21 protein-coding genes are annotated in these 25,557 nt (G+C 72.6%); 5 read left to right on the top strand and 16 right to left on the bottom strand.

What is annotated here, in order from left to right; all coding sequences use genetic code 11:
* Window positions 1-3: 3 nt before the first annotated feature.
* Genes ruvX through ABZ885_RS01100 form a run of 4 tightly spaced genes read right to left on the bottom strand, consistent with a single transcriptional unit; the run spans window position 4 to window position 4,082 of the window.
* A complete protein-coding gene (ruvX, locus tag ABZ885_RS01085) occupies window positions 4-474 on the bottom strand; it encodes a Holliday junction resolvase RuvX (RefSeq protein ID WP_360181682.1) in 471 nt (156 codons plus the stop codon).
* Between the two features lie 17 nt (window positions 475-491).
* Entirely contained in the window at window positions 492-3,161 is a 2,670-nt protein-coding gene (gene alaS, locus ABZ885_RS01090; protein ID WP_360181685.1) for an alanine--tRNA ligase, read from the bottom strand.
* The gene (locus ABZ885_RS01095; RefSeq protein WP_360181688.1) at window positions 3,161-3,601 is read right to left on the bottom strand and encodes a DUF6167 family protein; all 441 of its coding nucleotides are present in this window, start codon (window positions 3,599-3,601) and stop codon (window positions 3,161-3,163) included. The genes alaS and ABZ885_RS01095 overlap by 1 nt, the downstream gene beginning before the upstream one ends.
* A gap of 4 nt (window positions 3,602-3,605) precedes the next feature.
* On the bottom strand, window positions 3,606-4,082 hold the full coding sequence (locus tag ABZ885_RS01100; protein WP_360181691.1) for a DUF948 domain-containing protein: 477 nt from the start codon (window positions 4,080-4,082) through the stop codon (window positions 3,606-3,608).
* A gap of 316 nt (window positions 4,083-4,398) precedes the next feature.
* Between ABZ885_RS01100 and ABZ885_RS01105 the strand changes: the two genes are divergently transcribed.
* Both ABZ885_RS01105 and ABZ885_RS01110 read left to right on the top strand, forming a co-directional pair.
* Window positions 4,399-6,531, top strand: coding sequence for a regulator (locus tag ABZ885_RS01105; RefSeq protein ID WP_360181694.1), 2,133 nt, complete (start codon window positions 4,399-4,401; stop codon window positions 6,529-6,531).
* An 82-nt stretch (window positions 6,532-6,613) separates the two neighbouring features.
* Complete coding sequence (locus ABZ885_RS01110; protein WP_360181697.1) at window positions 6,614-6,940, top strand: tetratricopeptide repeat protein; 327 nt, start codon at window positions 6,614-6,616, stop codon at window positions 6,938-6,940.
* Window positions 6,941-7,160: 220 nt separating this feature from the next.
* On the opposite strand, the gene rpsD is transcribed toward ABZ885_RS01110, so the two are convergent.
* The 4 genes from rpsD to ppk2 form a co-directional block, all read right to left on the bottom strand.
* Window positions 7,161-7,775, bottom strand: a complete 615-nt coding sequence (gene rpsD, locus ABZ885_RS01115; RefSeq protein WP_270148363.1) for a 30S ribosomal protein S4 — start codon at window positions 7,773-7,775, stop codon at window positions 7,161-7,163.
* 359 nt (window positions 7,776-8,134) lie between these two features.
* Entirely contained in the window at window positions 8,135-9,484 is a 1,350-nt protein-coding gene (locus tag ABZ885_RS01120) for a replication-associated recombination protein A (protein ID WP_360181700.1), read from the bottom strand.
* A gap of 119 nt (window positions 9,485-9,603) precedes the next feature.
* Window positions 9,604-10,218 (bottom strand): antibiotic biosynthesis monooxygenase, encoded by a 615-nt coding sequence (locus tag ABZ885_RS01125; RefSeq protein ID WP_360181703.1) that lies wholly within the window; start codon window positions 10,216-10,218, stop codon window positions 9,604-9,606.
* 120 nt (window positions 10,219-10,338) lie between these two features.
* Complete coding sequence (ppk2, locus tag ABZ885_RS01130) at window positions 10,339-11,166, bottom strand: polyphosphate kinase 2 (RefSeq protein ID WP_360181706.1); 828 nt, start codon at window positions 11,164-11,166, stop codon at window positions 10,339-10,341.
* Between the two features lie 206 nt (window positions 11,167-11,372).
* On the opposite strand from ppk2, the gene ABZ885_RS01135 reads away from it, so the two are divergent.
* On the top strand, window positions 11,373-12,341 hold the full coding sequence (locus ABZ885_RS01135) for a LysR family transcriptional regulator (protein ID WP_360181709.1): 969 nt from the start codon (window positions 11,373-11,375) through the stop codon (window positions 12,339-12,341).
* Here ABZ885_RS01135 and ABZ885_RS01140 read toward each other — a convergent pair.
* From ABZ885_RS01140 to ABZ885_RS01155, 4 genes are all read right to left on the bottom strand, one after another.
* Window positions 12,314-12,820 carry an N-acetyltransferase gene (locus tag ABZ885_RS01140; protein WP_360181711.1) on the bottom strand — a complete coding sequence of 169 codons (507 nt, stop codon included), beginning with the start codon at window positions 12,818-12,820 and terminating at the stop codon, window positions 12,314-12,316. The two genes, ABZ885_RS01135 and ABZ885_RS01140, sit on opposite strands and share 28 nt — an antisense overlap.
* Before the next feature lie 91 nt (window positions 12,821-12,911).
* Window positions 12,912-14,702 carry an aspartate--tRNA ligase gene (gene aspS / locus ABZ885_RS01145; RefSeq protein ID WP_360181714.1) on the bottom strand — a complete coding sequence of 597 codons (1,791 nt, stop codon included), beginning with the start codon at window positions 14,700-14,702 and terminating at the stop codon, window positions 12,912-12,914.
* Window positions 14,699-15,961 (bottom strand): histidine--tRNA ligase, encoded by a 1,263-nt coding sequence (hisS, locus tag ABZ885_RS01150; protein WP_360181717.1) that lies wholly within the window; start codon window positions 15,959-15,961, stop codon window positions 14,699-14,701. Before hisS ends, aspS begins: the two co-directional genes overlap by 4 nt.
* Before the next feature lie 11 nt (window positions 15,962-15,972).
* Window positions 15,973-16,680 (bottom strand): MBL fold metallo-hydrolase, encoded by a 708-nt coding sequence (locus ABZ885_RS01155; protein ID WP_360181720.1) that lies wholly within the window; start codon window positions 16,678-16,680, stop codon window positions 15,973-15,975.
* Between the two features lie 246 nt (window positions 16,681-16,926).
* Between ABZ885_RS01155 and ABZ885_RS01160 the strand changes: the two genes are divergently transcribed.
* Both ABZ885_RS01160 and ABZ885_RS01165 read left to right on the top strand, forming a co-directional pair.
* On the top strand, window positions 16,927-17,760 hold the full coding sequence (locus ABZ885_RS01160; RefSeq protein WP_360181723.1) for a peptidylprolyl isomerase: 834 nt from the start codon (window positions 16,927-16,929) through the stop codon (window positions 17,758-17,760).
* A 265-nt stretch (window positions 17,761-18,025) separates the two neighbouring features.
* Complete coding sequence (locus ABZ885_RS01165; protein ID WP_360181726.1) at window positions 18,026-19,255, top strand: DUF349 domain-containing protein; 1,230 nt, start codon at window positions 18,026-18,028, stop codon at window positions 19,253-19,255.
* Between the two features lie 91 nt (window positions 19,256-19,346).
* On the opposite strand, the gene ABZ885_RS01170 is transcribed toward ABZ885_RS01165, so the two are convergent.
* The 4 genes from ABZ885_RS01170 to secD all read right to left on the bottom strand — a co-directional run bounded on the left by ABZ885_RS01170 (window position 19,347) and on the right by secD (window position 25,375).
* Window positions 19,347-21,764 carry a bifunctional (p)ppGpp synthetase/guanosine-3',5'-bis(diphosphate) 3'-pyrophosphohydrolase gene (locus ABZ885_RS01170; RefSeq protein ID WP_360181811.1) on the bottom strand — a complete coding sequence of 806 codons (2,418 nt, stop codon included), beginning with the start codon at window positions 21,762-21,764 and terminating at the stop codon, window positions 19,347-19,349.
* A gap of 189 nt (window positions 21,765-21,953) precedes the next feature.
* A complete protein-coding gene (locus tag ABZ885_RS01175) occupies window positions 21,954-22,505 on the bottom strand; it encodes an adenine phosphoribosyltransferase (protein ID WP_360181729.1) in 552 nt (183 codons plus the stop codon).
* Window positions 22,506-22,530: 25 nt separating this feature from the next.
* The gene (gene secF, locus ABZ885_RS01180; RefSeq protein ID WP_360181732.1) at window positions 22,531-23,628 is read right to left on the bottom strand and encodes a protein translocase subunit SecF; all 1,098 of its coding nucleotides are present in this window, start codon (window positions 23,626-23,628) and stop codon (window positions 22,531-22,533) included.
* A 4-nt stretch (window positions 23,629-23,632) separates the two neighbouring features.
* Window positions 23,633-25,375, bottom strand: a complete 1,743-nt coding sequence (secD, locus tag ABZ885_RS01185; protein ID WP_360181814.1) for a protein translocase subunit SecD — start codon at window positions 25,373-25,375, stop codon at window positions 23,633-23,635.
* Window positions 25,376-25,557: the final 182 nt, after the last annotated feature.

Below are 25,557 nucleotides of genomic sequence, written 5' to 3' on the forward strand. Positions count from 1 at the left end.
CGGTCAGCCGGCCGCCTCGACGCTCTCGCCGGGCGGTCGTCCGCTCACCCGTTCGGACTCAAGGGCGGTCTGCAGGATCACCACCGCGGCGGCCTGGTCGACCACCGAGCGGCCCTTCTTCGCCTTGACCCCGGAGGCCCGCAGGCCGTGGGTCGCGGTGACGGTGGACATCCGCTCGTCCACCAGCCGGACCGGCACCGGGTAGAGCCGGGCGGCCAGCCGGGCGGCGTACGCGCGGACCTTCTCGGCGGCCGGCCCCTCCTTGCCGCTGAGCGAGCGCGGCAGGCCGACGATCACCTCGATCGCGCCGTACTCGTCCACGATCGCGGCGATCCTGGCCTGCGACTTCACCCCGGCGGGGACGGTCTCCACCGGCGTGGCGAGCACCCCGTCGGGGTCGCAGGACGCGACCCCGATCCGGGCGTCGCCGACGTCGACGGCGATCCGCCGCCCCCGCCGGAAGGGCCGTTCCACGGCCTGTGGCTCCTCCATCAGCTGGCGCGCTCCGCGACCAGGCCGCGCACCGCGGCGATGGCCTCGCCGACCGCGCCCGGGTTGGAGCCGCCGCCCTGGGCGACGTCGTCCTTGCCACCGCCGCCGCCGCCGAGGGTCTTGGCGGCGACCCGGACCAGCTCGCCGGCCTTGATGCCCCGACCGCGGGCGTCCTCGTTGGTGGCGATCACGGTCAGCGGGCGGTCGTTGGCCACGGTGAAGGCGGCGACCACGGCCGGGCGCGAGCCCAGGCGGCCGCGCACGTCCAGGACCAGCTTGCGCAGCTCGTCGGCGCCGGTGCCGTCGGCGACCTGGGCGGCGACCACGGCGATGCCGTGCACGTCCTCGGCCGAGTCGGCCAGGCCCGCCGCGGCGGCCAGCACCTTCTCGGCGCGGAAGCGCTCGATCTCCTTCTCGGCGTCCTTGAGCTTGGCGAGCATGCCCGAGATCTTCTCCGGCAGCTCCTCCGGGCGGCCCTTGACCAGCTCGGTGAGCTGGGAGACCACGGTGTGCTCGCGGGCCAGGAACTTGTACGCGTCCACGCCGACCAGCGCCTCGACGCGACGCACGCCGGAGCCGATCGAGGACTCGCCGAGCAGCTTCACCAGGCCCAGCTGGGAGGTGTTGCCGACGTGCGTACCACCGCAGAGCTCCTTGGAGAAGTCACCGATGGTGACGACCCGGACCTCGTCGCCGTACTTCTCGCCGAACATGGCGATGGCGCCGGCCTTGCGGGCCTGGTCCATCGTCATGACCTCGGCGGTGACCTCCAGCTCGCGGGTCAGCACGTCGTTGATCTTCTGCTCGACGTCGACCAGCACGCTGCCGGGCACGGCGGCCGGCGAGCCGAAGTCGAAGCGGAAGCGGCCGGGGGCGTTCTCGGAGCCGGCCTGCGCGGCCGTCGGGCCGAGCGCGTCCCGCAGCGCCTGGTGGGTCAGGTGGGTGGCCGAGTGGGCGCGGGCGATCGCCCGACGGCGGTCCACGTCGATCGTGGCGTACGCGGAGGAACCGAGCACGACCTCGCCGAACAGCACCCCGCCGGAGTGCACGATCACGCCGGGGACGGGCTGCTGCACGTCGCGGATCTCGACGACCGCGCCGGACTCCAGCCGGATCCGGCCGTGGTCGGCGAGCTGGCCGCCGCCCTCGGCGTAGAACGGGGTGCGGTCGAGGATGATCTCGACCTCGTCGCCCTCGCTGGCCGCCGGCGCCGGGACGCCGTCCACCAGCAGGCCGACCACGGTGGCCTCGCCCTCGATCAGGGTGTAGCCGGTGAAGACGCTGGCGCCGGACTTGTCGGCGACCTCGCGGTACGCGGCGACGTCGGCGTGGCCCATCTTCTTGGCCTTGGCGTCCGCCTTGGCGCGGTCCCGCTGCTCCTGCATCAGGCGGCGGAAGCCGGCCTCGTCCACCTGGAGGCCCTGCTCCTCGGCCATCTCCAGGGTGAGGTCGATCGGGAAGCCGTAGGTGTCGTGCAGCTTGAACGCCTGCTCGCCGGAGAGCACCACGCCGCCGGCCTGCTTGGTCTCGGTGACCGCGGTGTCCAGCAGGTTGGTGCCGGCCTTCAGCGTCTGCAGGAAGGCGTTCTCCTCGCCGACGACGACCGTCTCGATGCGCTTGCGGTCGGCCTCCAGCCCGGGGTACTGCGGGGCCATCGCCTTGATGGCGATGTCGATGAGCTCCTTGGCCACCTGCTCGGTGGCGCCCAGCAGGCGCATGTTGCGGATGGCGCGGCGCAGGATGCGGCGCAGCACGTAGCCGCGGCCCTCGTTGCCGGGGGTGACGCCGTCGCCGACCAGCATCAGGGCGGTGCGGATGTGGTCGGTGACCACGCGCAGCGAGACGTCCGACTTGTGGTCGGCGCCGTAGGTGTGGCCGGTCAGCTCGGCGGCGCGGTCGAGGATCATCCGGCTGGTGTCGATCTCGAAGAGGTTGTCGACGCCCTGGAGGATGGCGGCGAGGCGCTCCAGGCCGAGGCCGGTGTCGATGTTCTTGCTCGGCAGGTCGCCGAGGATCTCGAAGCCGTCCTTGCCGTCACCGTGGCCGCGCTCGTACTGCATGAAGACCAGGTTCCAGATCTCCAGGTAGCGCTCGCCGTTGACCGCCGGGCCGCCCTCCTCGCCGTACGCGGGGCCGCGGTCGTAGTTGATCTCCGAGCACGGGCCGCACGGGCCGGGGACGCCCATCGACCAGAAGTTGTCCTTCATGCCGAGGCGCTGGATGCGCTCGGACGGCACGCCGATGACGTCCCGCCAGATCTGCTCGGCCTCGTCGTCGTCCTGGTAGACGGTGATCCAGAGCTTCTCCGCCTCCAGGCCGTAGCCGCCGTCCGCGACGGGAGTGGTGAGCAGCTCCCACGCGAACTTGATGGCCCCTTCCTTGAAGTAGTCGCCGAAGGAGAAGTTGCCGCACATCTGGAAGAAGGAGCCGTGCCGGGTGGTCTTCCCGACCTCCTCGATGTCCAGCGTGCGCACGCACTTCTGGACGCTGGTGGCGCGCGAGAACTGCGGCTTGACCTCGCCCAGGAAGTACGGCTTGAAGGGCACCATGCCGGCGTTGACGAGCAGCAGGGTGGGGTCGTCGGCGACCAGGGACGCCGACGGAACGACGGTGTGGCCGCGCTCCTCGAAGAAGCGCAGCCAGCGGCGGCGGATCTCTGCCGACTCCATTAGTGGTCCTTCCGGTTCGGTGTACCGCCCGGCTGCGGCAGCGCGCGGCGGGGCGTCTTTTCGATGGCTGGGGTGGTGCGGGCACCGTCGGACGATGCGCGGGCACCGCGGGACGGGGGCAGGGCGGCGGCCGGGCTCCCGGGCGCCGCCGAGATAGCTCGGTACTGCGGCTCGCCGCGCAGGACGCGTCGGCGGCGCGGTTCGACGACGGCGGTGCCGTCCAGCCCGAGGTCCTCGCGCAGTTGCTCCTCGCGCTCGGCCATGCCGGCCTTCACGTCCTGGGCGAACCGCTTGGCCACGTCGCCCAGGTGCAGCGCACCGCGCGCGGCGGTGCCGGAGAGGCTGTCCGGGGTGAGCCGGTGGACGGCCTCGTTGGCCTTGTTCATGGCCCAGACGGTGGCGCCGGCGCCGACCGCCATCCAGAAGATGCGTCGCACCATGCCGTCAGCCCCTCACCGCGCGCCGGACCCGGGCCAGCAGACCGCTCTTGGGCGCGGTCGCCGCACGCACCTCGGCCCGGATCAGCCGGGCCAGCTCCTCGCGCTCACCCGGCTGGGTGGGCAGCGTCAGGGTGCCGTTCTGCTTGGCGACGGCCTTGCGGACGCCGTAGCTGAAGGCCGCGACCTTGACCAGCGGCCCGCCCAGGGTGGCCGCGACGGTGGACGAGAGCGCGTTGGCGTTGGCGGCGGCGTCCTGCACGTTGGCGGTGATCTCGTCCACCCGCTCCAGCTGCTCGTTGGCGCTGCGCACGGCGGCGCCGGCCTCGGTCAGCAGCGGCACGGCCTGTTCGGTGACGGCGGAGACCAGGACGGTGGCCTCCTTGAGCACCCGCGAGAGCCGGACCAGCACCACGGCGAGCAGGGTGACCAGGACCGCCCAGAACACGGCGACGAGCAACCCGGCCAGCTCTCCCACGGACACCTTGTGCGCTCCCTCGCCTTGCTGTTCTCCGGAAGGAACCCTATCGCGACCATGGCCGGTTTCCGGACCGGGTTCTCCGCCCGGGGCGTCCGGCCGGTCGCGGTGCGGATCCGGTCGGGTGTACGACCGGCCCGCGTAACCTACCGGCCGGTCACCTCGTTTTCCGGGCGGACCGTCGCCGGGACGGTCCCAGCACGTCCGGGCCGCGAGGGCCCGGGCCAGGACCCGGGAGCAGCGCGTGGCCGGCGACTCGACAGCGGAGCGGAGGGGGACGGCGGCGCGGCACTCGCCCGCGCCCGGCCGGCTGCCCGCGGAGGTGACCAGTTTCGTCGGGCGTCACGAGGAGCTGACCGCCCTCTCCCGGCTGCTGGCGGCCTCCCGGCTGGTGACCGTGACCGGGCCGGGCGGGGTGGGCAAGAGCCGGCTGGCGCTGCGCGCGGCGGCCCGGGCGGCCGGCGCCTTCCCGGACGGCACCTGGCTGGTCGAGATCGCGCCGGTGCAGGACCCGCTGCTCATCGGCCACGCCGTCCTGGAGGCGCTGCGGCTGACCGACGGCACCGCCCGCCCGCCGCTGGACGTGCTGACCGAGCAGCTCGCCGGGCGCCGGCTGCTGATCGTGCTGGACGGCTGCGAGCACCTGGTGGAGGCCTGCGCGGAGCTGGCCGACGCGCTGCTGCGCGCGGTGCCCGGCCTGCGGGTGCTGGCCACCAGCCGGGCGGCCCTGCGCGCCTGCGGCGAGCACCTCCTCACCCTGGCCCCGCTGCCGGTGGGCCGGGTGGGCCCCGGCGCGCTGCCGGACGCGGTGCGGCTGTTCGCCGACCGGGCCCGGGCGGTGCTGCCGTCCTTCGAGGTCACTCCGGCCACGGCCGAGGGCATCGCCCAGCTCTGCCGCCGGCTGGACGGCATCCCGCTGGCCGTGGAGCTGGCCGCCGGGCGGCTGCGCGCGCTCTCGGTCGAGCAGATCACCGCCCGGCTGGACGACCGCTTCCGGCTGCTCACCGGCGGCGACCGGACGGGCCTGCCGCGCCATCAGACCCTGCGCACGACGGTCGGCTGGAGTCACGAGCTCTGCACGGTGCAGGAACGTTTGCTCTGGGCCCGCCTCTCGGTCTTCGCCGGCAGCTTCGACCTGGAGGCCGCCGAGTACGTCTGCGCCGGCGCGGGCCTCGAACCGGACGAGCTGCTCGACCTGGTGTCCGACCTCGTCGGCAAGTCCGTGGTGCTGCGCGAGCAGTGCGCCTTCGGCGTCCGGTTCCGGCTGCTCGACACGCTGCGCGAGTACGGCCTGCAGTGGCTGCGCGCCGCGGGCGAGGAACAGCGGCTGCTGCGCCGCCACCGCGACTGGTACCTGGGCCTGGCCACCTGGGGCGAGGTGGAGTGGTTCGGCCCCCGGCAGTTCGAGACCGCCGAGCGGACCGGGCTCGCCCACGCCAACCTCCGGGCGGCGCTGGAGTTCTGCCTCGCCGAGCCGGGCGAGGAGCAGGTCGCCCTGCTACTGGCCAGCACGCTCTGGTTCTACTGGGTCGGCTGCGGCCACCTCGGCGAGGGCCGGCACTGGCTGGACCGGGCGCTCGCCCTCGACCCGGAGCCGACCGGGGCCCGCGCCAAGGCGCTCTGGGTCACCGGTTACATGGCCACCCTCCAGGGGGACCTGGTCGCCGCCCGCCCCGCACTGGAGGAGTGCCGCCGCCAGGCCCTGGACACCGGCGACGACCGGGCGCTCGCCTACGCCGTCCACCGGCAGGGCTGCGCGGCCCTGATCGGCGACGAGCCGGCCCGCGCGGCCGAGCTGTTCGAGGAGGCGATCTGGCACTACCGGGCGATCGGCGAGCTCAACAGCAACGTCCTGATGGCCATGTTCGAACTGGGCATCGCCTACCTGTTCCAGGGCGACCAGGAGGGCGGCGAGGCCTGGCTCGGCCAGGTCCGCGAGGTGTGCGAGGAGCACGGCGAGCAGTGGGCGTACGCGTACGGGCTCTACGCGCTGGCGTACTCGCACTGGCTGAACGGCGACGTCCGGCTGGCCCGTGCGCAGGCCCGGGAGAGCGTCCGGCTCAACCACCTCTTCCACGACCTGCTCGGCATCGTGCTGGCGATCGACCTGCTGGCGCTGCTGCAGACCGAGCCGGCCGGGCCGGGCGAGCCGGGCGACCTGCGGGAGGCCCGGGTGCTGCAGGGCGCCGCCCACCGGATCTGGCAGACCGTGGGCAAGCCGTTCTTCGGTTCGCGCACCTTCAACGGCCCGCACCGGGCCTGCGAGGAACGCGCCCGGGCCGGCCTGACCGAGCAGGAGTTCACCGACTGGTTCGACCGCGGCACCCGGCTGGACCTGGCGGCCGCCGTCCAGCGCGCGCTCGGCGGCGACGGCCGGGCCGAGGGGCCCGGTGCGCTGCCCGGCCCCTGCTCGGTGCCGCCGGCGCCGCAGCCCGCCCCGGTCGGGAATAGTTGAATCTTGTCCATTGCTGGCGGGGACAGCAACCACTCGGCACCGCGCCCGGCGCGGACGCCGGGCGAACCCGGAAGGAGCAGCCGTGGCGATCCACACCGCCGCCGACGAGTACCGCCTCGCGACGTTCTACTTCGAGTCCAAGGCCTACTCCGACGCCGCCCGCATGCTGGAGGGCGTCCTCGCCGAGGAGCCGGCCAACCTGTCGGTCCGGCTGCTGCTGGCCCGCAGCTACTACCACTCGGCGCAGCTCTCCCGTGCCGAGGCCGAGCTGCGCCGGATCCTGGACGCCTCCCCGGCCGAGGACTACGCCCGGCTGATGCTCGGCCGCACGCTGGAACGCCAGGGCCGCGCCGAGGAGGCCCGCCCGCACCTCAAGCTGGCCGCCGCGATGACCGGCGAGGACCTCTGACCCCCGAGCGGGCAAATCGCCCCGAGCCGAAGGGCGCGCCGGCGCCGAAAGCGAGGGAGCGAGGAAGCGACCGACGCAGGAGGGAGCGCGGGAGCGATGAGCGTCGGCGTCGGGTCCGAGCGCCCGGAGGCGAGCGGGCGATTCACAGCAAAGGGGCGAGCCCCCGCCGCCTGGAAGGCGACGGGGGCTCGCTGGGTACGGCAGGCGTACCGCTCGCGGGTCAGCGCGAGTAGTACTCGACGACGAGCTGCTCGTCGCAGATCACCGGGACCTCCTTGCGCTGCGGCGCACGGTCCAGGCGGAAGGCCAGGGCCTTCAGGTTGACCTCGAGGTACTTCGGGGTCTGGCCCTCACCCGCGTAGCCACCCTCACGGGCGACCTGGAACGGGACCTTCTCCTTGCTACGCTCGCGAACGGTCACGACGTAGCCCGGCTTCATCTGGAACGACGGCTTGTTGACCTTGCCACCGTTGACCTCGATGTGGCCGTGGACGACCATCTGGCGGGCCTGGTAGATGGTGCGGGCGATGCCCGAACGCAGCACCAGCGAGTCCAGACGGGTCTCCAGCTCGGCGACGAGCGCCTCACCGGTCTTGCCCTCGGCCTTCTTCGCGCGGTCGAACGCACGCGACAGCTGCTTCTCGCTCAGGTCGTACTGGGCGCGAAGACGCTGCTTCTCGAGCAGACGGACCTTGTAGTCCGAGTTCTGCTTGCGGCCACGGCCGTGCTGGCCGGGCGGGTACGGGCGGGCCTCGAAGTACTTGACGGACTTCGGGGTCAGCGGCACGCCGAGCGCACGCGCGATCTTGACCTTGGGACGCTTCTGGTTCGCCATGAACCAAACCTTCCTTGCTTACGAATACGGCTTCACCAGGTGTTGACGGAGGTCGCTCGTCGCGGTCCGGAGAAAAACCCCACCGCCCGGGGGCAGTGTGATCAGCCGCTCTCCGAGGCCGGGCACGGAAGTGCAAGCACACGAGTGGCCCACCGAGCCGAGGCTGGTGGGCTGCACGCGACACCGAAACGGTGCGCGACGCTCCTGCGGGCCCCGCGAAGGGCCCGTGGCCGGTGTCCCGCTGGTGCGGCCGGTCGGCTGGGTCTCCCCCGCCGCCGTCCCGGGATACGGCACTCCGACCGAGTATACCGGGAGCCGGCCGCGGGTTTACCCGCAGCCCACCCGTGCTCACCCGCCACTCACTCGCCCCGGAGCCGGCCCCTGGTCCACTCGACGATGTCCGCGTAGCGGGCCTCCCCGCCGTGCCGGGTCGGCTGGTAGTACTCCTTGCCGTGCACCGCGTCCGGCGCGTACTGCTGGGCCGCGATCCCCTCCGGCAGGTCGTGCGGGTACCGGTAGCCCTGGCCGTGCCCGAGCTTGCCGGCGCCGCCGTAGTGCGCGTCCCGCAGGTGCGGCGGCACCGCGCCCGCCAGGCCCTGCCGGACGTCCGCCAACGCGGCGTCGATCGCCAGGTAGGCGGCGTTGGACTTGGGCGCCAGGGCCAGCGCGATGGCCGCCTGGGAGAGGATGATCCGCGCCTCCGGGAAGCCGATCAGCGCCACCGCCTGGGCCGCCGCCACCGCCGTCGGCAGGGCCGTCGGGTCGGCCAGGCCGACGTCCTCGCTGGCCGAGATCATCAGCCGCCGGGCGATGAACCGCGGGTCCTCCCCCGCCTCGATCATCCGGGCCAGGTAGTGCAGGGTGGCGTCGACGTCGCTGCCCCGGATCGACTTGATCAGCGCGCTGGCGACGTCGTAGTGCTGGTCGCCGTCCTTGTCGTAGCGGACCGCCGCGTGGTTCACCGCCGTCTCGGTGGTGGCCAGCGTGATGCTCGCCTCGCCCTTCTCCAGGGCCGCCCCGGCCGCCGCCTCCAGCGTGGTGAGCGCCCGCCGGGCGTCCCCGCCGGCCAGCCGGACCAGGTGGTCCTCGGCCTCCTCGGACAGCTCCAGCGCGCCCTCCAGCCCGCGCTCGTCGGCCACCGCGCGGCGCAGCAGGGCACGGATGTCCTCGTCGGTCAGCGACTCCAGCGTGAGCAGCAGCGAACGCGACAGCAGCGGCGAGATCACCGAGAAGTACGGGTTCTCCGTGGTCGCCGCGATCAGCGTCACCCAGCGGTTCTCCACCGCGGGCAGCAGGGAGTCCTGCTGGGCCTTGGAGAAGCGGTGGATCTCGTCCAGGAAGAGCACGGTCTCCTTGCCGCTCATGCCGACCGCCCGCCGGGCGCCGTCGATCACCGCGCGGACCTCCTTGACGCCCGCGGTGATCGCCGACAGCTCGACGAACCGGCCCTCGACGGCCTGGCTGATCACGTGGGCGAGGGTGGTCTTCCCGGTGCCGGGCGGGCCCCAGAGGATCACCGAACTGGTCGCGGCCGGCCCGCGCGCGCCCGAGACGAGGCGGCGCAGCGGCGAGCCGGGCTTCAGCAGCTGCCGCTGCCCGGCCACCTCGTCCAGGGTGCGCGGGCGCATCCGTACGGCGAGCGGGGCCCGGCCGGGCTCCTTGGCCTGGCGTTCCTCGGCGGCGGCGGTGAAGAGGTCCGGTTCGTCCACACCGGAAGCCTATGCGAGCCCGCCGACAGCCCCGCCCGGCCGGACCGGGAGCCGGGACCGGGAGCCGACCCCGGGCCGGATGCGGAGCCGACCCCCGGCCGCCGGGCCAGGAGCCGGGACTAGGAGCGGGACGGGAGGTCGAGCAGGACGGCCTCGAACTCCTCCAGCGAGCGCAGCGTCACCCCGCCGGCGGCCACCGCCTTCGACCGGGCCTCGGCGACCGTGCCGCGGGAGGCCTCGAAGCCGGCCCGGTCGGCGAAGAGGCCGCCCACCGCACCGCGCTCGTCCTCCAGGTTCAGCAGCATCGAGCTGCCGAGGAAGCCGTCGAGCTGCCGCATCGCGGGCAGCGCGAGAGTGCGGAAGGCGTCGGCCAGCCGGCCGGCGCCGGCGCGCTCGAAGTCGAACCTGGTCAGCCGGAACCAGGCGCCCGGACCGGCCTGGGCGGGCCGCTCGGCGACCACCGCCTCCCAGGCGTCCGTGGTCACCGTCCCGTCGAACGGTGCCAGCAGCTCGGCGCGCCGCTGCTTCAGCTGCGCGTCGCTGTCCTGTTCGGCCTGCCGGCTCTCCCACCAGGAGCCCATGGTGATGATGCCGAGCTCCCGGTTGGCGAAGAGTCCGTAGCCCCGGTAGCCGGGCTGCCCGGTCAGCAGGCCGACCGCCTCGGCCCGGAAGCCGTCCAGGGTCCGGTCGAGCTTGGCCGGGTCCCCCGTGGCGTAGACGGTGCGAACGAACATGGGCGGGTCTCCTGACGTCCGGCGGGCGCCGTGCCGCGCGCCCGCGCCGTTGGTGAGCACGTCCATGGGACGCCGCCGCACCCGGCCGGGCAACGCCGAAGAGCCGTTCGGAGGACCCGGCTACCCGATCCCCGCCGCGTGGTCCGGCACGTACTTCTGCAGGTCACGCGGGGGCCGCCGGTAGCCGCGGGACGGCGGGCGGGGCGGCAGTTCCAGCATCGGCGGCTCCACCTCGTGGTACGGGACGGTGGAGAGCAGGTGGGCGATCATGTTGATCCGGGCCCGGCGCTTGTCGTCGCTCTCCACCACGTGCCACGGCGAGTCCGGGATGTCGGTGTGGACGAACATCTCGTCCTTGGCCCGCGAGTACTCCTCCCAGCGGGTGATCGACTCGACGTCCATCGGCGAGAGCTTCCAGCGCCTCATCGGGTCCTCCAGCCGGTCCCGGAAGCGCCGCTGCTGCTCGGTGTCGCTGACCGAGAACCAGTACTTGCGCAGCAGGATGCCCGCCTCGGTCAGCATCCGCTCGAACATCGGGCACTGGTGCATGAACTGCCAGTACTCCTCGTCGGTGCAGAAGCCCATCACCCGCTCGACCCCGGCGCGGTTGTACCAGCTGCGGTCGAACAGGACGATCTCCCCGGCGGCCGGCAGGTGCTCGACGTACCGCTGGAAGTACCACTGGGTGCGCTGGCGCTCGGTGGGGGTGGGCAGGGCCGCGACCCGGGCGATGCGCGGGTTCAGATACTCCGTCACCCGCTTGATCGCGCCGCCCTTGCCCGCCGCGTCGCGGCCCTCGAAGACGACCACCAGCCGGGCGCCCTCGGCGCGCACCCATTCCTGGAGCTTCACCAGCTCGTTCTGCAGCCGCAGCAGCTCCTGCTCGTACGGCTTCCTCGCCAGCCGCCGGGGAGGGCCGTCCTGCTCGCGCTTGGGCTGGGCTGCCACCTGGGGTGCCTCCGTCCGAGAGTGCTGATGACCACTCACCGTAGGCGCTGCACGCGGTTCCCGCAGGTCCGCCGGCGGCCGGGCAGCGGCGGCCCCCTGAACCGCCGCTGCCCGGGGTCCCCCGTGGACCGGCCCGGAGGCCGAGTGATCAACCTTGTCCCAGACCTGCCCGACCGGTCCAATATCCCGTTCCATAACCTTGCGGCATGGATGTGGACACCCGCCTGCTACGCAGCTTCGTCGCGGTCTGCGAGGAGGGGCAGCTGACCGCCGCCGCGGCCCGGCTGTTCGTCTCCCAGCCGACACTGACCAAGCAGATCCGCCAGCTGGAGGCGCTGCTCGGGGTGGAGTTATTCGAACGCTCCCGCCGGGGCATGGCGCCGACCCGGGCCGGCCGCGCCCTGGCCGAGCACGCCGGCCCGATGCTGGCCGGCTGGGACGAGGCACTGCGCGCGACCCGGGCGGCGGCGGCCGAGCAGGGCTCGACGCTGCGGGTGGGCTTCGAGGGCGGCACGATCAACGTGATGACCCAGCGCACGGTGGCGGACTTCAGCCGGCGGATGCCCGGCTGGCAGGTGGAGCTGCGGCAGAACAACTGGTTCGACCCGACCTCGGGCCTGGGCACCGGGGAGATCGACCTGACGCTGTGGCACGCCCCGCCCTGGCTGTCCGAGCAGTACAACGTCGCGGTGCTGGGCGAGGAGCCGCGCTGCGTGGCGCTGCCGGCCGGGCACCGGCTGGCCGGGCGCGCGGTGATCGACTTCGGGGAGCTGCTGGACGAGCCCTTCGTGGCGATCCCGCACGAGGCCGGGTTCTGGCGCGACTACTGGCTGGCGGTGCGGGAGCGGGACGGCCGCCCGGTGCGGATCGGCGCGGTGGCGCACAACGCCGACGAGTACCTGGCCGCGGTGGTGTGCGGCCAGGGCATCGGCTTCGCCCCGGAGACGATGAGCCGGCTGGCACCGCGGGAGGACATCGCCTACCGGCCGGTGCGGGGGCTGAGCCCGAGCCGGGTCGGGCTGTACTGGCCGAGGGGGCGGGAGCTGACCCCGGCGATGGCCGCGTTCGTCCGCAGCTGCCGGGCGACGGTCGGGCCGGCGGCCGGTCAGCAGGCCCCGCGCGACGACGGCTCCGGCCGGGAGGGGGATCAGACCTCGCCGAACGGTTCGGGGTAGCTGCAGAGCCCGCGCGGGCTACCGTCGTACGCGGGCAGGGCGAGCGCCTGGAAGTACGCCTCCGGCACCTCGAACGGGCCGGTGACCTCGTGCCGCTGCGCCGGGATGAAGCCGAACCGGCCGTAGTAGCCCGGATCGCCGAGCACCACGACGAGCTTCTCGTCGGCGTCCTCGGCGGCGGCCAGCGCGGCCCGGACCACCAGCTCGCCGACGCCCTTGCGCTGCCACTCGGGCGCGACCGCGACCGGCGCCAGCGCCAGGCCCTGGCCGTCGCCGACCCGCAGCCGGGTGAGCAGGGCGTGGCCGACCACCAGGCCGGACTCGTCCACCGCCACCAGCGAGAGCCCGGGCAGCCAGGCGGGGTCGCGGCGCAGCGCGTCCACCAGGTCGGCCTCGTCCGGTCCGGGGAAGGCGGCCATGTGGACCCGCCTGGTGGCCGGGGCGTCGTCCGGACACTCGACTCTGGTGCTGACCTTCATGGGGAGCCTCTCTTCGTCGCACACCGTTGTGGACCGGCCCCGGACGGCTGCTGCGCCGTCCGGGGCCGTGAAAGGTTAGCCGAGGGGAACGTCAGGCCTTGGGCTGGCCCTCGGACTTGGCGTCCTCGCGGACCTTCGGCTGGGCGTCGACGCCGGCCTCGCGACGCTGCGCCGGGGTGATCGGGGTGGGGGCACCGGTCAGCGGGTCACCGCCGGTGGACGTCTTCGGGAACGCGATGACGTCCCGGATGGTGTCGTACCCACCGAGCAGCGTGACGATCCGGTCGAGGCCGAAGGCGACACCACCGTGCGGCGGCGGGCCGTAGTTGAAGGCGTCGAGCAGGAAGCCGAACTGCGAAGCAGCCTCCTCCTCGGAGAGGCCGATCGCGTCGAACGCCCGCTTCTGCACGTCCCGCTGGTGGATACGGATCGAACCGCCGCCCAGCTCGGAGCCGTTGAGGACCAGGTCGTAGGCGTTGGACAGGGCCGTGCCCGGGTCGGTGTCGAAGGTGGCCAGCGACTCGGCGGTCGGCGCGGTGAACGGGTGGTGCACCGCGTGCCAGCCCTGGAACTCGCCCTTGTCGTCCTCGATCGGCTCGAACATCGGGAAGTCGACGACCCAGAGGAAGGCCCACTGCGACGCGTCGATCAGGTCGCAGCGGCGGCCGATCTCCAGGCGGGCGGCGCCGAGCAGCTCCTGCGAGGGGCGCTCCTTGCCGGCCGCGAAGAAGATCGCGTCGCCGTTCTTGGCACCGGCCGCGGCGGCCAGGCCGGCCAGGTGCTCCTCGGAGAGGTTCTTGGCGACGGGGCCGCGCAGCTCGCCGGTCTCGGCGTCGATGACGACGTAGGCCAGGCCGCGGGCGCCGCGCGCCTTGGCCCAGTCCTGCCAGGCGTCGAGCGCCTTGCGCGGCTGCGAGGCGCCGCCGGGCATGACCACGGCGCCGACGTACGGGGCCTGGAAGACGCGGAACGCGGTGCCCTTGAAGTACTCGGTGAGGTCGGTGAGTTCCTGGCCGAAGCGGACGTCCGGCTTGTCGGAGCCGTAGCGGGCCATGGCGTCCGCGTAGGTCATCCGGGGCAGCGGGTTCGGGATCTCGTACCCGTGCACCTCGCGCCAGACCGAGCCGATGATCTTCTCGCCGAGGGCCAGGATGTCCTCCTGGTCGACGAACGAGGCCTCGATGTCCAGCTGGGTGAACTCCGGCTGGCGGTCGGCGCGGAAGTCCTCGTCGCGGAAGCAGCGGGCGATCTGGTAGTAGCGCTCCATGCCGGCCACCATCAGCAGCTGCTTGAACAGCTGGGGCGACTGCGGCAGCGCGTACCAGTGGCCGGGCTGCAGGCGGACCGGGACGAGGAAGTCGCGGGCGCCCTCGGGGGTGGAGCGGGTGAGGTACGGCGTCTCGATGTCGAGGTAGTCGTTCTCCTCCATCACCCGGCGGATGATGTTGTTGACCTTGGAGCGCAGCCGCAGGCCCTTGGCCGGGCCCTCGCGGCGGAGGTCCAGGTAGCGGTAGCGCAGCCGGACCTCCTCGTTGACCGTGCCGGGCTCGTACTCGGCGACCGGGAAGGGCAGCGGGGCGGCCTCGGAGAGCACCTCGATCGCGCTGACGACGACCTCGACGGCGCCGGTCGGGATGTCCGGGTTCTCGTTGCCCTCGGGGCGCACCCGGACGTCACCGACGACCTTGACGCAGTACTCGGCGCGCAGGCCGTGCACCGAGTCCAGGTCGCGGACCACGATCTGCACGGTGCCGGAGGCGTCGCGCAGGTCGATGAAGGCCACACCGCCGTGGTCGCGGCGGCGGGCGACCCAGCCGGCCAGGGTGACGGTGGTGCCTGCGTGCTCCGGGCGGAGCGTGCCCGCGTCGTGCGTGCGGATCACAGCTGCTTCTCCTTCAGGGTGGTGACGAGTGCGTCGAGGGCGACGGGGTTCTGCTCGCCGGTGGTCATGTCCTTGAGCTGGACGACGCCGTCGGCGAGGTCCCGGTCCCCGGCGATCAGGGCGAAGCGGGCGCCGGACCGGTCGGCGGACTTCATGGCGTTCTTGATGCTCTTGACGCCGAAGGCGAGGTCGGTGGCCACGCCGGCCCGGCGCAGCTCGACCACCTTGGCGAACAGGACGTTCTTGGCCTCCTCGCCGAGCGCGACGGCGTACACCGAGGTCGCGGCCGGCAGGTCGAGGACGACGCCCTCGGCCTCCAGGGCCAGGTAGGTGCGGTCCACGCCGAGGGCCCAGCCGACGGACGGCAGCGCCGGGCCGCCGATCATCTCGGACAGGCCGTCGTAGCGGCCGCCGCCGCCGATCGCGGACTGCGCGCCGAGGCCCTCGTGCACGAACTCGAAGGTGGTGCGGGTGTAGTAGTCCAGGCCGCGGACCAGCTTCGGGTCGTCGGTGAAGGCCACGCCGTTGGCGGTGAGCAGCTCGCGGACCTTCTCGTCGTACGCCTTGCAGTCCTCGCACAGGTAGTCGCGCAGCATCGGGGCGCCGCCGAGCTGGGCCTGCACCGACTCGCGCTTGTCGTCCAGGACGCGCAGCGGGTTGATCTCGGCGCGGCGGCGGGTGTCCTCGTCGAGGTCGAGGCCGGCCAGGAACTCGATCAGGGCGGTGCGGTAGACCGGGCGGCAGTTGCGGTCGCCGAGGCTGTTGAGCAGCAGCGTGTAGTCGCTCAGGCCCAGCGAGCGGAAGGCGTCGTCGGCCAGGATGATCAGCTCGGCGTCGAGCGCCGGGTCCTCGGCGCCGATCGCCTCGGCGCCGACCTGGGCGAACTGGCGGTAGCGGCCGGCCTGCGGGCGCTCGTAGCGGTAGTAGGAGCCGGAGTACCAGAGCTTGACCGGCAGGTTGCCCAGCTTGTGCAGGTTGGCCTGGAGCGCGGCGCGCAGCACCGAGGCGGTGCCCTCGGGGCGCAGCGCGAGGTCCTCCTTGCCGCGCTTGGTGAGCGAGAACATCTCCTTGGTGACGATGTCGGTGGACTCGCCGACACCGCGGGAGAACAGCTTGACGTCCTCGAAGACCGGCGTCTCGATGTAGCCGTAGCCGGCCCGGCGGGCGGGCGCGGACAGGCGCTCGCGGATCGCCAGGAAGGTCGCGGAGCTGGGCGGCAGCAGGTCGTAGGTGCCCTTGGGGGCGGTGAAGGTGCTCAACTTCTCTTCCGTCACATTCCTCGTCGCGGGAAGGCCGGAGCGCCGAGCGCTCCCGCCGCCTGCCTGAGGTAGGGGTTGGTGGCGCGCTCACGGCCGATGGTGGTCTGTCCGCCGTGGCCGGAGAGGACCACGGTCGCGTCGTCGAGGGGCAGGCACACCCGGGCCAGCGACTGCATGATCGCCTCGCTGTCCCCGCCCGGGAGGTCCGTGCGCCCGATGGAGCCGGCGAAGAGCAGGTCGCCCGAGAAGAGCACCGGGGGAAGGTCCTCGGCGCCGGGCGTCCGGAACGTCACCGACCCCCCGGTATGGCCGGGCGCGTGGTCGACGGTGAGCTTCAGGCCCGCCAGGTCCAGCACGCTGCCGTCGGTGAGCTCGCGCACGTCGTCGGGTTCGCCGACGGTGAGCTCGCCCATGAGCTGGGTGCCGAGCGAGCGGCCGAGCGCCTTCTCCGGGTCGGCCATCATGTAGCGGTCCTCGGGGTGGATCCAGGCCGGAACGCCCTTGGCGCCGCAGACCGGGACCACCGAGGCGATGTGGTCGATGTGCCCGTGGGTGAGCACGACCGCGACGGGCTTCAGCCGGTGCTCGCGGACCAGCTCCTCGACGCCGCGGGCGGCCTGGTGGCCCGGGTCGACGATGACGCACTCCTCGCCCGGCGCCGGAGCGACCAGGTAGCAGTTGGTGCCCCAGGCTCCGGCGGGGAATCCGGCGATGAACACGCGCGTCCTTCGTGATTCGGTCGGCAGTGGCGGCTTGGAGATCTACGGCTGTACGGGATCGTGTAAGCGCAGCCTACCGGCGGGGCGGGTCCGGTTGCGAACCAGATGCGGGCGACGGGCCCGGTTCGTCCTGACAGGTTCACCGCGTTCTTACAGCCGCGGTACCTACACTTGGCCACCGATGGATGCGATGATCCGCTTCAGCATCCGTACACGAGTCCAGCACATATGTAGGAGACACGGCCGGTGGTCAGCAGCGAACAGCGGCGGCGGCAGCTCGCCCGCGAGAAGTACGAGCGGCAGGCGCAGCGCCGGGCCGAGGCCCACGCCGCGCGCAAGCGCCGCAACACGATCCTCGGCGCCTCGCTCGCCGTGGTCGTGCTCGCGGGCGGTGGCGCACTGGTGGGCACGGGTGCCTTCGACTCGAAGGACAAGCAGGACGACCGGTCCGCCGCGCAGGCCGCGCCGACCGCCGACGCCGAGCCGACCACCCCGACCCGCAAGCCGGTCGAGGGCTGCGCCGACCCGGCGCCGGGCGCGCCGAACGGCAAGCAGTGGCAGGCCGAGCCGGCCATGACGGTCTCCGGCGGCACGTACACCGCGACGCTGGACACCAACTGCGGCAAGGTGACGATCGCCCTGGACGCGGCGAAGGCGCCGCACGCGGTGAACTCCTTCGCCTTCCTGTCCGGCGAGCAGTACTTCGACCACACCAAGTGCCACCGGCTGACCACGGGCGGCATCTACGTCCTGCAGTGCGGCGACCCGACGGCCAGCACCACCAACCCGGGCGGCACCGGCGGCCCGGGCTACAAGTTCGCCGACGAGAACCTGACCGGCGCGACGTACCCGGCGGGCACCGTGGCGATGGCCAACTCGGGCCCGGGCACCAACGGAAGCCAGTTCTTCCTGGTCTACAAGGACACCAAGCTCGACCCGAACTACATCCCGTTCGGCAAGATCACCGGCGGTCTGGACGTGCTCCAGAAGATCGCCGCCGCGGGCACCCTGGAGGGCGGGACGGACGGCCACCCGATGGCCGACGTCACCCTCAACGCGGTGACCACCGCGAAGGGTTGACCGGTCCCGGGGCCGCGCCGCGGAGCCTTGGAGGCGCCCCGGCGCGGCCCCGGCCCGAAATCGCCCGGCCCGGATGCGGACAGCACCGGGCCCGGTCGCCTATGTTGGCGTTGTGTAGGGTGCCCCGATCCGCCTAGCCGTCACCCTCGGCGAGCAAAGCCCGGCGGACGGGGACGGCGGACTCATCGGTCCGCCGCACATCAACTGTGGACGACGGACGCGTAACCGCCCCGGCGCGGGCGCGACGTCATGTGGAGGACGCGCTATGAGCAGCGACCCGTGGGGCCGTGTCGACGAGCAGGGCACGGTCTACGTCAGGACGGCCGACGGCGAACGCGTCGTGGGTTCCTGGCAGGCCGGCTCGCCCGAGGAGGCCCTCGCCTACTTCGAGCGCAAGTACCAGGGCATCGAGGTGGAGATCGGCCTGCTGGAGAAGCGGGTGCGCACCACCGACCTGGCCGCCAAGGACGCCCAGACCGCGCTGGAGCACCTGCGCGCGCAGGTGGCCGAGGGGCACGCGGTCGGGGACCTCGACGCGCTGGCCAAGCGCCTGGACACGCTCGCCGGTGAGATCGAGAGCCGTCGCGAGGAGCGCAAGGCGGCCCGCGCCAAGGCCCAGGACGAGACCCGGGCGGCCAAGGAGGCGCTGGTCGCCGAGGCCGAGCGCCTCGCCGAGTCCACCCAGTGGCGGGAGGCCGGCGACCGGCTGCGCGCGCTGGTGGACACCTGGAAGGGCCTGCCGCGGCTGGACCGCAAGAGCGACGACGAGCTGTGGCACCGCTTCTCGCACGCTCGCTCGGTCTTCTCCAAGCACCGCAAGGCGCACTTCGCGACCCTGGACGCCGAGCGCGACCAGGCCCGCGCGGTCAAGGAGCGGCTGGTCACCGAGGCCGAGGCGCTGTCCTCGTCCACCGAGTGGGGCGAGACCGCGGCCCGCTACCGCGACCTCATGGCGCGCTGGAAGGCCGCCGGGCGTGCCCAGCGGGACGTCGAGGACGAGCTGTGGGCGCGGTTCCGCGGCGCCCAGGACGTCTTCTTCCAGGCCCGGTCCGCCGTGTTCAGCGAGCGTGACGCCGAGCAGGTCGCCAACCAGAAGCTCAAGGAGGCGCTGGCGGCCGAGGCCGAGGCGATCCTGCCGGTCACCGACCTGAAGGCGGCCAAGGCCGCGCTGCGGGAGGTCAACGAGCGCTGGGAGGCGATCGGGCACGTGCCGCGCGACGCCCGGCCGAAGCTGGACGGTCGGCTGAACGCGGTCGAGCGGGCGATCCGCGAGGCCGAGGACGCCGAGTGGAAGCGCTCCAACCCGGAGGCCAAGGCCCGTGCCGCCGGCATGGTCGGCCTCTTCCAGGCCAAGGCGGACAAGATCCAGGCCGACCTGGACAAGGCCCGGGCGGCCGGCAACGCCGGCAAGGTGGCCAGGCTGGAGTCCGAGCTGGCCGGCGTGCAGACCCTGCTGGAGCAGGCGCACAAGAGCCAGGAGGAGTTCAGCGGCTGACGGGTCCCCCCGACGGCCTCCGGACGCTTTCCGGACGCGGGACGAGAAGGGCCCCGGGCGATCCGCCCGGGGCCCTTCCGCGTGGCCGGCGCTACTTGCGGGCCGAGGTGACCCGGTAGACGTCGTAGACGCCCTCGACGCCGCGGACCGCCTTGAGCACGTGCCCGAGGTGCTTCGGGTCGCCCATCTCGAAGGTGAAGCGGCTCATCGCCACCCGGTCGCGGGAGGTCTGCACCGCCGCCGACAGGATGTTGACGTGCTGGTCGGAGAGGACCCGGGTGACGTCCGAGAGCAGGCGGGAGCGGTCCAGCGCCTCGACCTGGATGGCCACCAGGAAGACGGACGACTGGGTGGCCGCCCACTCGACGTCGATCATCCGCTCGGGCTGCTGGCTGAGCGCCTCCACGTTGACGCAGTCGGCCCGGTGCACCGAGACGCCGTTGCCGCGGGTGACGAAGCCGACGATCGGGTCGCCGGGGACCGGCGTGCAGCAGCGCGAGAGCTTGACCCAGACGTCGTCCACGCCCTTGACGATGACCCCGGGGTCGCCCTTGGCCCGGCGGCGGACCGCCCGGCGGGTGTCGTGGGTCGGGGTGGCGGTCTCGGCGAGGTCCTCGGTGGCGCCCTCCTCGCCGCCGAGCGCCTGCACCAGCTTCTGCACGATGTTCTGCGCCGCGACGTGGCCCTCGCCGATCGCCGCGTACAGCGAGGAGATGTCGGGGTAGCGCATCTCGTGGGCCAGGGTGACCAGCGAGTCGCCGGTCAGGATCCGCTGGATCGGCAGGCCCTGCTTGCGCATCGCCCGGGCGATGGCCTCCTTGCCGTGCTCGATCGCCTCCTCGCGGCGCTCCTTGGAGAACCAGGCGCGGATCTTGTTGCGGGCGCGCGGCGACTTGACGAAGCCCAGCCAGTCCCGGGAGGGGCCGGCGTTCTCCGCCTTGGAGGTGAAGACCTCGACGCTGTCGCCGTTCTCCAGGGTCGACTCCAGCGGCACCAACCGCCCGTTCACCCGGGCCCCTATGCAGCGGTACCCGACCTCGGTGTGGACGGCGAAGGCGAAGTCCACCGGCGTGGCGCCGGCCGGCAGCGCTATGACGTCGCCCTTGGGCGTGAAGACGAAGACCTCGTTGTTGGAGAGGTCGAACCGCAGCGACTCCAGGAACTCGCTCGGGTCCTCGGTCTCCTTCTGCCAGTCCAGCAGCTGCCGCAGCCAGGCCATCTCGTTGACGGCGCCGGCCTTGTCGTCCTTGCGGGCCTGGGTCGGGGTGTCGGTGCGGACCTTGGAGGCGCCGGCCACCGCGCGCTGCTTGTACTTCCAGTGCGCGGCGATGCCGTACTCGGCGCGGCGGTGCATGTCGAAGGTGCGGATCTGCAGCTCGACCGGCTTGCCGCCGGGACCGATCACCGTGGTGTGCAGCGACTGGTACATGTTGAACTTGGGCATCGCGATGTAGTCCTTGAACCGCCCCGGCACCGGGTTCCACCGCGCGTGGATGGTGCCCAGCGCCGCATAGCAGTCGCGGACGGTGTCGACCAGGACCCGGATGCCCACCAGGTCGTAGATCTCGGCGAAGTCCCGGCCCCGGACGATCATCTTCTGGTAGACCGAGTAGTAGTGCTTCGGCCGGCCGGTGACGGAGGCGGTGATCCGGGCGCCGCGGAGGTCCCCCTGGACCTGGTCGATGACGGTCGCCAGGTACTCGTCCCGCTTGGGGGCGCGCTCGGCGACCAGCCGGACGATCTCGTCGTACATCTTGGGGTAGAGGATCGCGAAGGCGAGGTCCTCCAGCTCCCACTTGATGGTGTTCATGCCCAGCCGGTGCGCCAGCGGGGCGTAGATCTCCAGCGTCTCGCGGGCCTTCTTCTCCTGCTTCTCCCGCTTGAGGTAGCGCATGGTGCGCATGTTGTGCAGGCGGTCGGCCAGCTTGATCACCAGGACGCGCGGGTCCTTGGCCATCGCGACGACCATCTTGCGGACCGTCTCGGCCTGCGCGGCCTCGCCGAACTTGACCCGGTCCAGCTTGGTGACGCCGTCGACCAGCAGGGCCACCGAGTCGCCGAAGTCCTTGCGCAGGGTCTCCAGGCCGTAGTCGGTGTCCTCGACCGTGTCGTGCAGCAGCCCGGCCATCAGGGTCGGGGCGTCCATGCCGAGCTCGGCCAGGATGGTGGCCACCGCCAGCGGGTGGGTGATGTACGGGTCGCCGCTCTTGCGCTTCTGCCCGCGGTGCCACTTCTCGGCGACCGCGTAGGCCCGCTCGATGTCGCGCAGCAGCGCCGGGTCGGCCTTCGGGTCGTTGGCCCGGATGGAGCGGAACAGCGGCTCCAGCACCGGATTGAGCACGCTGGAGCGCTGGCCGCCGAGGCGGGCCAGGCGGGCGCGCATGCCGCCGGAGGAGGACGGGCGGCTCGCGGGAGCCACCGGACGCGAGGAGGTCGGCGCCGGGCGTGCCGGGGTGGCCCCCGAGGGCGTGGGACGGTTTTCGGGGGCGGCCGCTGCGGCCGTGGGCACAACCTCGTCGGGCAAGGACACTCCTCGGGGCACCGGGCCGGCCCCTCGTACGGCTGGAACCGTCACGGACAACCGGGAGGGGATGAATCTTCATGGTACCGAGCCGGGCGCTCCGGTGTTCAGCCGCCCGGGCCCGGACACGCGAAGGGCGGCGGTCGGATGATCCGACCGCCGCCCTCCGTCCGTCCCTCAGACCGTGACCAGCGTCTCCAGCGGCGCGCCGCCCAGGTGCCCGGCCAGCCGCTCGCGGCCGTCCAGGAAGCCCAGCTCCATCAGCACCACGACGCCCGCCAGCTCGGCGCCGGCCTCCTTCACCAGGTCCAGCGAGGCACCGATGGTCCCGCCGGTGGCCAGCACGTCGTCCACCACCAGCACCCGCTCACCGGGCGCGAAGGCGTCGCACTGCACCTCCAGCGTCGCCTCCCCGTACTCCAGCTCGTAGGAGCGGCGGAACACCGCGCCGGGCAGCTTGCCCTGCTTGCGGATCGGCACGAAGCCGAGCCCGGCCGCGAAGGCCGCCGGGGCCGCCAGCACGAAGCCGCGCGCCTCCAGGCCCACCACCTTGGTCGCGCCGAGCTCCGTCGCCCGCTCCGCCAGCGCCCGGGTGAGGGCGCCGAAGGCCTCGGCGTCGGCGAGCAGCGGCGCGATGTCCTTGAACAGCACGCCCGGCTTCGGGTAGTCCGGGACGTCCCGGATCCGGCTGTTCAGCAGCTCGGCCAGTGCGGTGTCGGCGGTGGTCACGGTGTCCTGTCCTTAGGGTCGGGGCTCAGCGCTTGGTGGACGGACGGCCCTTGGCACGCGAGGTGCCGGCCGACCGGCCGCGCTGACCGACCATACCCGCCGGAAGGTCCTCGTCCGCGATCTCCTCGCCCTCGCCCGCCGCCGCGCTCTTGGCGGCGGCCGCGGCCCGGTGCTGGAGGACGCGCTTGCGCAGCGCCTTCATCTCCGGCTGCTCCTCCTTGAGCTGCGCCAGCAGCGGGGTGGCGACGCAGATCGAGGAGTAGGCACCGGCGGCGAGACCGATGAACAGCGCGAGCGAGATGTCGTTCAGCGTGCCGGCGCCCAGCAGGCCGCCACCGATGAACAGCAGCGCCGCCACCGGGAGCAGGGCGACCACCGTGGTGTTGAGCGAACGCACCAGGGTCTGGTTGAGGCCCGCGTTGGCCGCCTCGCTGTAGGTGAGCTTGTTCTGCTTCGCGAGCCCCTTGGTGTTCTCCTTCACGGTGTCGAAGACGACGACCGTGTCGTAGAGCGAGTACCCGAGGATGGTCAGGAAGCCGATCACCGTACCGGGGGTGACCTCGAAGCCCACCAGGGCGTAGACCCCGATGGTGATCAGGAGGTCGTGGATGAGGGCGACCAGCGCGGCCACCGCCATCCGCCACTCGAAGGCGATCGCCAGGTACGCCGTCACCAGGATCATGAAGATGATCAGGCCGGTGAGCGCCTTCTTGGAGATCTGCTCACCCCAGCTGGGACCGATCACCTGGGTGTCGATCTCCGCGACCGGGACGCTGAGCTCCTTGGAGAGCTTGTCCGTGAAGACCGAGGAGGAGACGCTGTCCTCGGACGACACCTGGATGCGGATCTTCTTGCCCTCGTCCACCGACTGCACCAGCGGGTGCGAGGAGACGATCTTGTCGGCCGCGTCCTGCGCCTGGGAGACGCTCAGCCCCGGCTTGGAGACGGTGTAGACCGACCCGCCCTTGAACTCGATGCCCAGGTGCAGGCCCATGGCCAGGCCGACCGCCGCGACCAGCACGATCACGCCGGAGATGCTGTACCAGAGCTTGCGGCGCCCGACGAAGTCGAAGCTGACCTCGCCCTGGTAGAGCCGGTGGCCCAGATTGGAGAAGCGCGACACGGTGTCAGGCCCCCTTCACGGCGGTGGACGAGGGGGTGCGGCGGCTGCTGCGCAGCGGCGGACGGGCGCCCAGCCGCTTCGGGTCCAGGCCGGACCACGGGTGACCGTCGGAGAAGAACTTCCGGCGGGCCAGCAGCGTGATCAGCGGCTTGGTGAAGAGGAAGATCACCACGACGTCGAGCGCGGTGGTCAGGCCCAGCGTGAACGCGAAGCCCTGCACCTTGCCGACCGAGACCAGGTAGAGCACCGCGGCACAGAGGAAGGACACGAAGTCCGACACCAGGATGGTGCGCCGGGCCCGCGGCCAGGCCCGCTGGACGGCCGGGCGCAGCGGGGCGCCCTCGCGGACCTCGTCGCGGATGCGCTCGAAGTACACGATGAAGGAGTCCGCGGTGATGCCGATCGCGACGATCGCGCCGCAGACGGCCGGCAGGTTCAGCGCGAAGCCGATCCCGGCGCCGAGCAGGCTCATGATCGAGTAGGTCAGGGCCGCCGAGACGATCAGACCGGCGATCGAGACCAGGCCGAGGCCGCGGTAGTAGACCAGCGAGTAGACGACCACCAGCAGCATGCCGATGGCACCGGCGATCAGGCCGGCCTCCAGCTGGTCGCCGCCGAGCTGCGGGGAGACCGTGGTGACGTCGTCGGTGGTGAACTCGAGCGGCAGGGCGCCGAAGCTCAGCACGTTCGCGAGGTTCTGCGCCTCCTCCTGCTTGAAGCTGCCCGAGATCACGGCGGAACCGCCGGGGATGGCGCTGCGCACGTACGGGTGGGAGACGACCTGGCCGTCCAGCACGATGGCGAACTGGTTGGTCGGGTCGGGCTGGGTGGCCAGCTTGCCGGTGACGGCGGTGAAGGCGTCGGTGCCCTTGCCGTTGAACTGCAGCGAGACCTGCCAGCCGGCGCCCTGCTGGGTGTCGATGGTGGCCTGCGCCTTGGAGACGTCCGAGCCGTTCACCGCGACCGGGCCGAGGGCGAGCTTGTAGTAGATGCCGCGCTCGTCCTTCTGGGTGCACGCGACGGTCGGCTTGCCCTCGTCGGTCTGGTGGTTCTTGCGCTGCTCGGGCTTGGAGCAGTCCAGGCCGGCGAACTCGGCGGCCAGCTCCGGCGGCACGGTGCCCGTCGTCATCGCGGCCGCGGGGTCCGGCGTGACCGGGGCGGCGGCGGCACTCGGGGTGGCGGCGGCCGAGCCGGAGGCGGCCGGGGTCGCGGCGGCCGGGGCGGTGGCGCTCGGGGCGGTGCTCGCGGTGCCGGTCGCGGACGGGCTGGCGTCGAGGGCGAGGGCCTCGCCGACCGGGCGGCCCTGCTTCGTCGGGCTCGCGGTGCCGGTCGCGGCGGGCGCGGCGGCGGTGCTGCCGGCCGAAGGCGACGCCGAGGGGCTCGCGCCCGGGGCGGCGCTGCCGCTCGCCGAGGGGGCCGGGCTCGGGGTCTGCGCCTGGAGGCCGCTCGGGGCCAGGGCGAGGACCGGGCGGAAGTACAGCTTCGCGGTGGTGCCGACCTGGTCGGCCGCGTTCTGCTTGTCACCGCCCTTCGGGATGTTGACGATGATGTTCCGGTCGCCCTGGGTCTGGACCTCCGCCTCGGAGACACCCATCCCGTTGACCCGCTGCTCGATGATCCCGGTGGCGATGTCCATGTTGGACTTGTTGATCGCCTTGGGGTCGGTCGACTTCGCGCTCAGCGTGATGCTGGTGCCGCCGGCGAGGTCGATCCCGAGGCGGGGCTTGGTGTGGCCCGTCCCGAACATGAGGGCGACCAGGCCGACGGTGACCACCAGGATGAGGGCCAGCGCCCGCCCCGGGTAACCGTCGCGCGGGCGCGACTTGGGTGTTGCCACCTTGCTCGTTTCTCCCTGTCCATGCCACCTCTCCTACCGGACCCCCGTCCGGCTCGTGGCTGGACGGGGGCGTGGCGGATCTGCGGCCCTGA

Source organism: Kitasatospora sp. NPDC047058 (genome assembly GCF_040643935.1).
GTDB lineage: Bacteria > Actinomycetota > Actinomycetes > Streptomycetales > Streptomycetaceae > Kitasatospora.

Excerpts from the sequence above, each read along its gene's own strand:
- ABZ885_RS01165 (WP_360181726.1), top strand. The coding sequence starts at position 18,026 with ATGAGCAGCGACCCGTGGGGCCGTGTCGACGAGCAGGGCACGGTCTAC.
- ABZ885_RS01140 (WP_360181711.1), bottom strand. The coding sequence starts at position 12,820 with ATGAAGGTCAGCACCAGAGTCGAGTGTCCGGACGACGCCCCGGCCACC.
- rpsD (WP_270148363.1), bottom strand. The coding sequence starts at position 7,775 with ATGGCGAACCAGAAGCGTCCCAAGGTCAAGATCGCGCGTGCGCTCGGC.
- ABZ885_RS01095 (WP_360181688.1), bottom strand. The coding sequence starts at position 3,601 with ATGGTGCGACGCATCTTCTGGATGGCGGTCGGCGCCGGCGCCACCGTC.
- ABZ885_RS01135 (WP_360181709.1), top strand. The coding sequence starts at position 11,373 with ATGGATGTGGACACCCGCCTGCTACGCAGCTTCGTCGCGGTCTGCGAG.
- secD (WP_360181814.1), bottom strand. The coding sequence starts at position 25,375 with ATGTTCGGGACGGGCCACACCAAGCCCCGCCTCGGGATCGACCTCGCC.
- alaS (WP_360181685.1), bottom strand. The coding sequence starts at position 3,161 with ATGGAGTCGGCAGAGATCCGCCGCCGCTGGCTGCGCTTCTTCGAGGAG.
- ABZ885_RS01125 (WP_360181703.1), bottom strand. The coding sequence starts at position 10,218 with ATGTTCGTTCGCACCGTCTACGCCACGGGGGACCCGGCCAAGCTCGAC.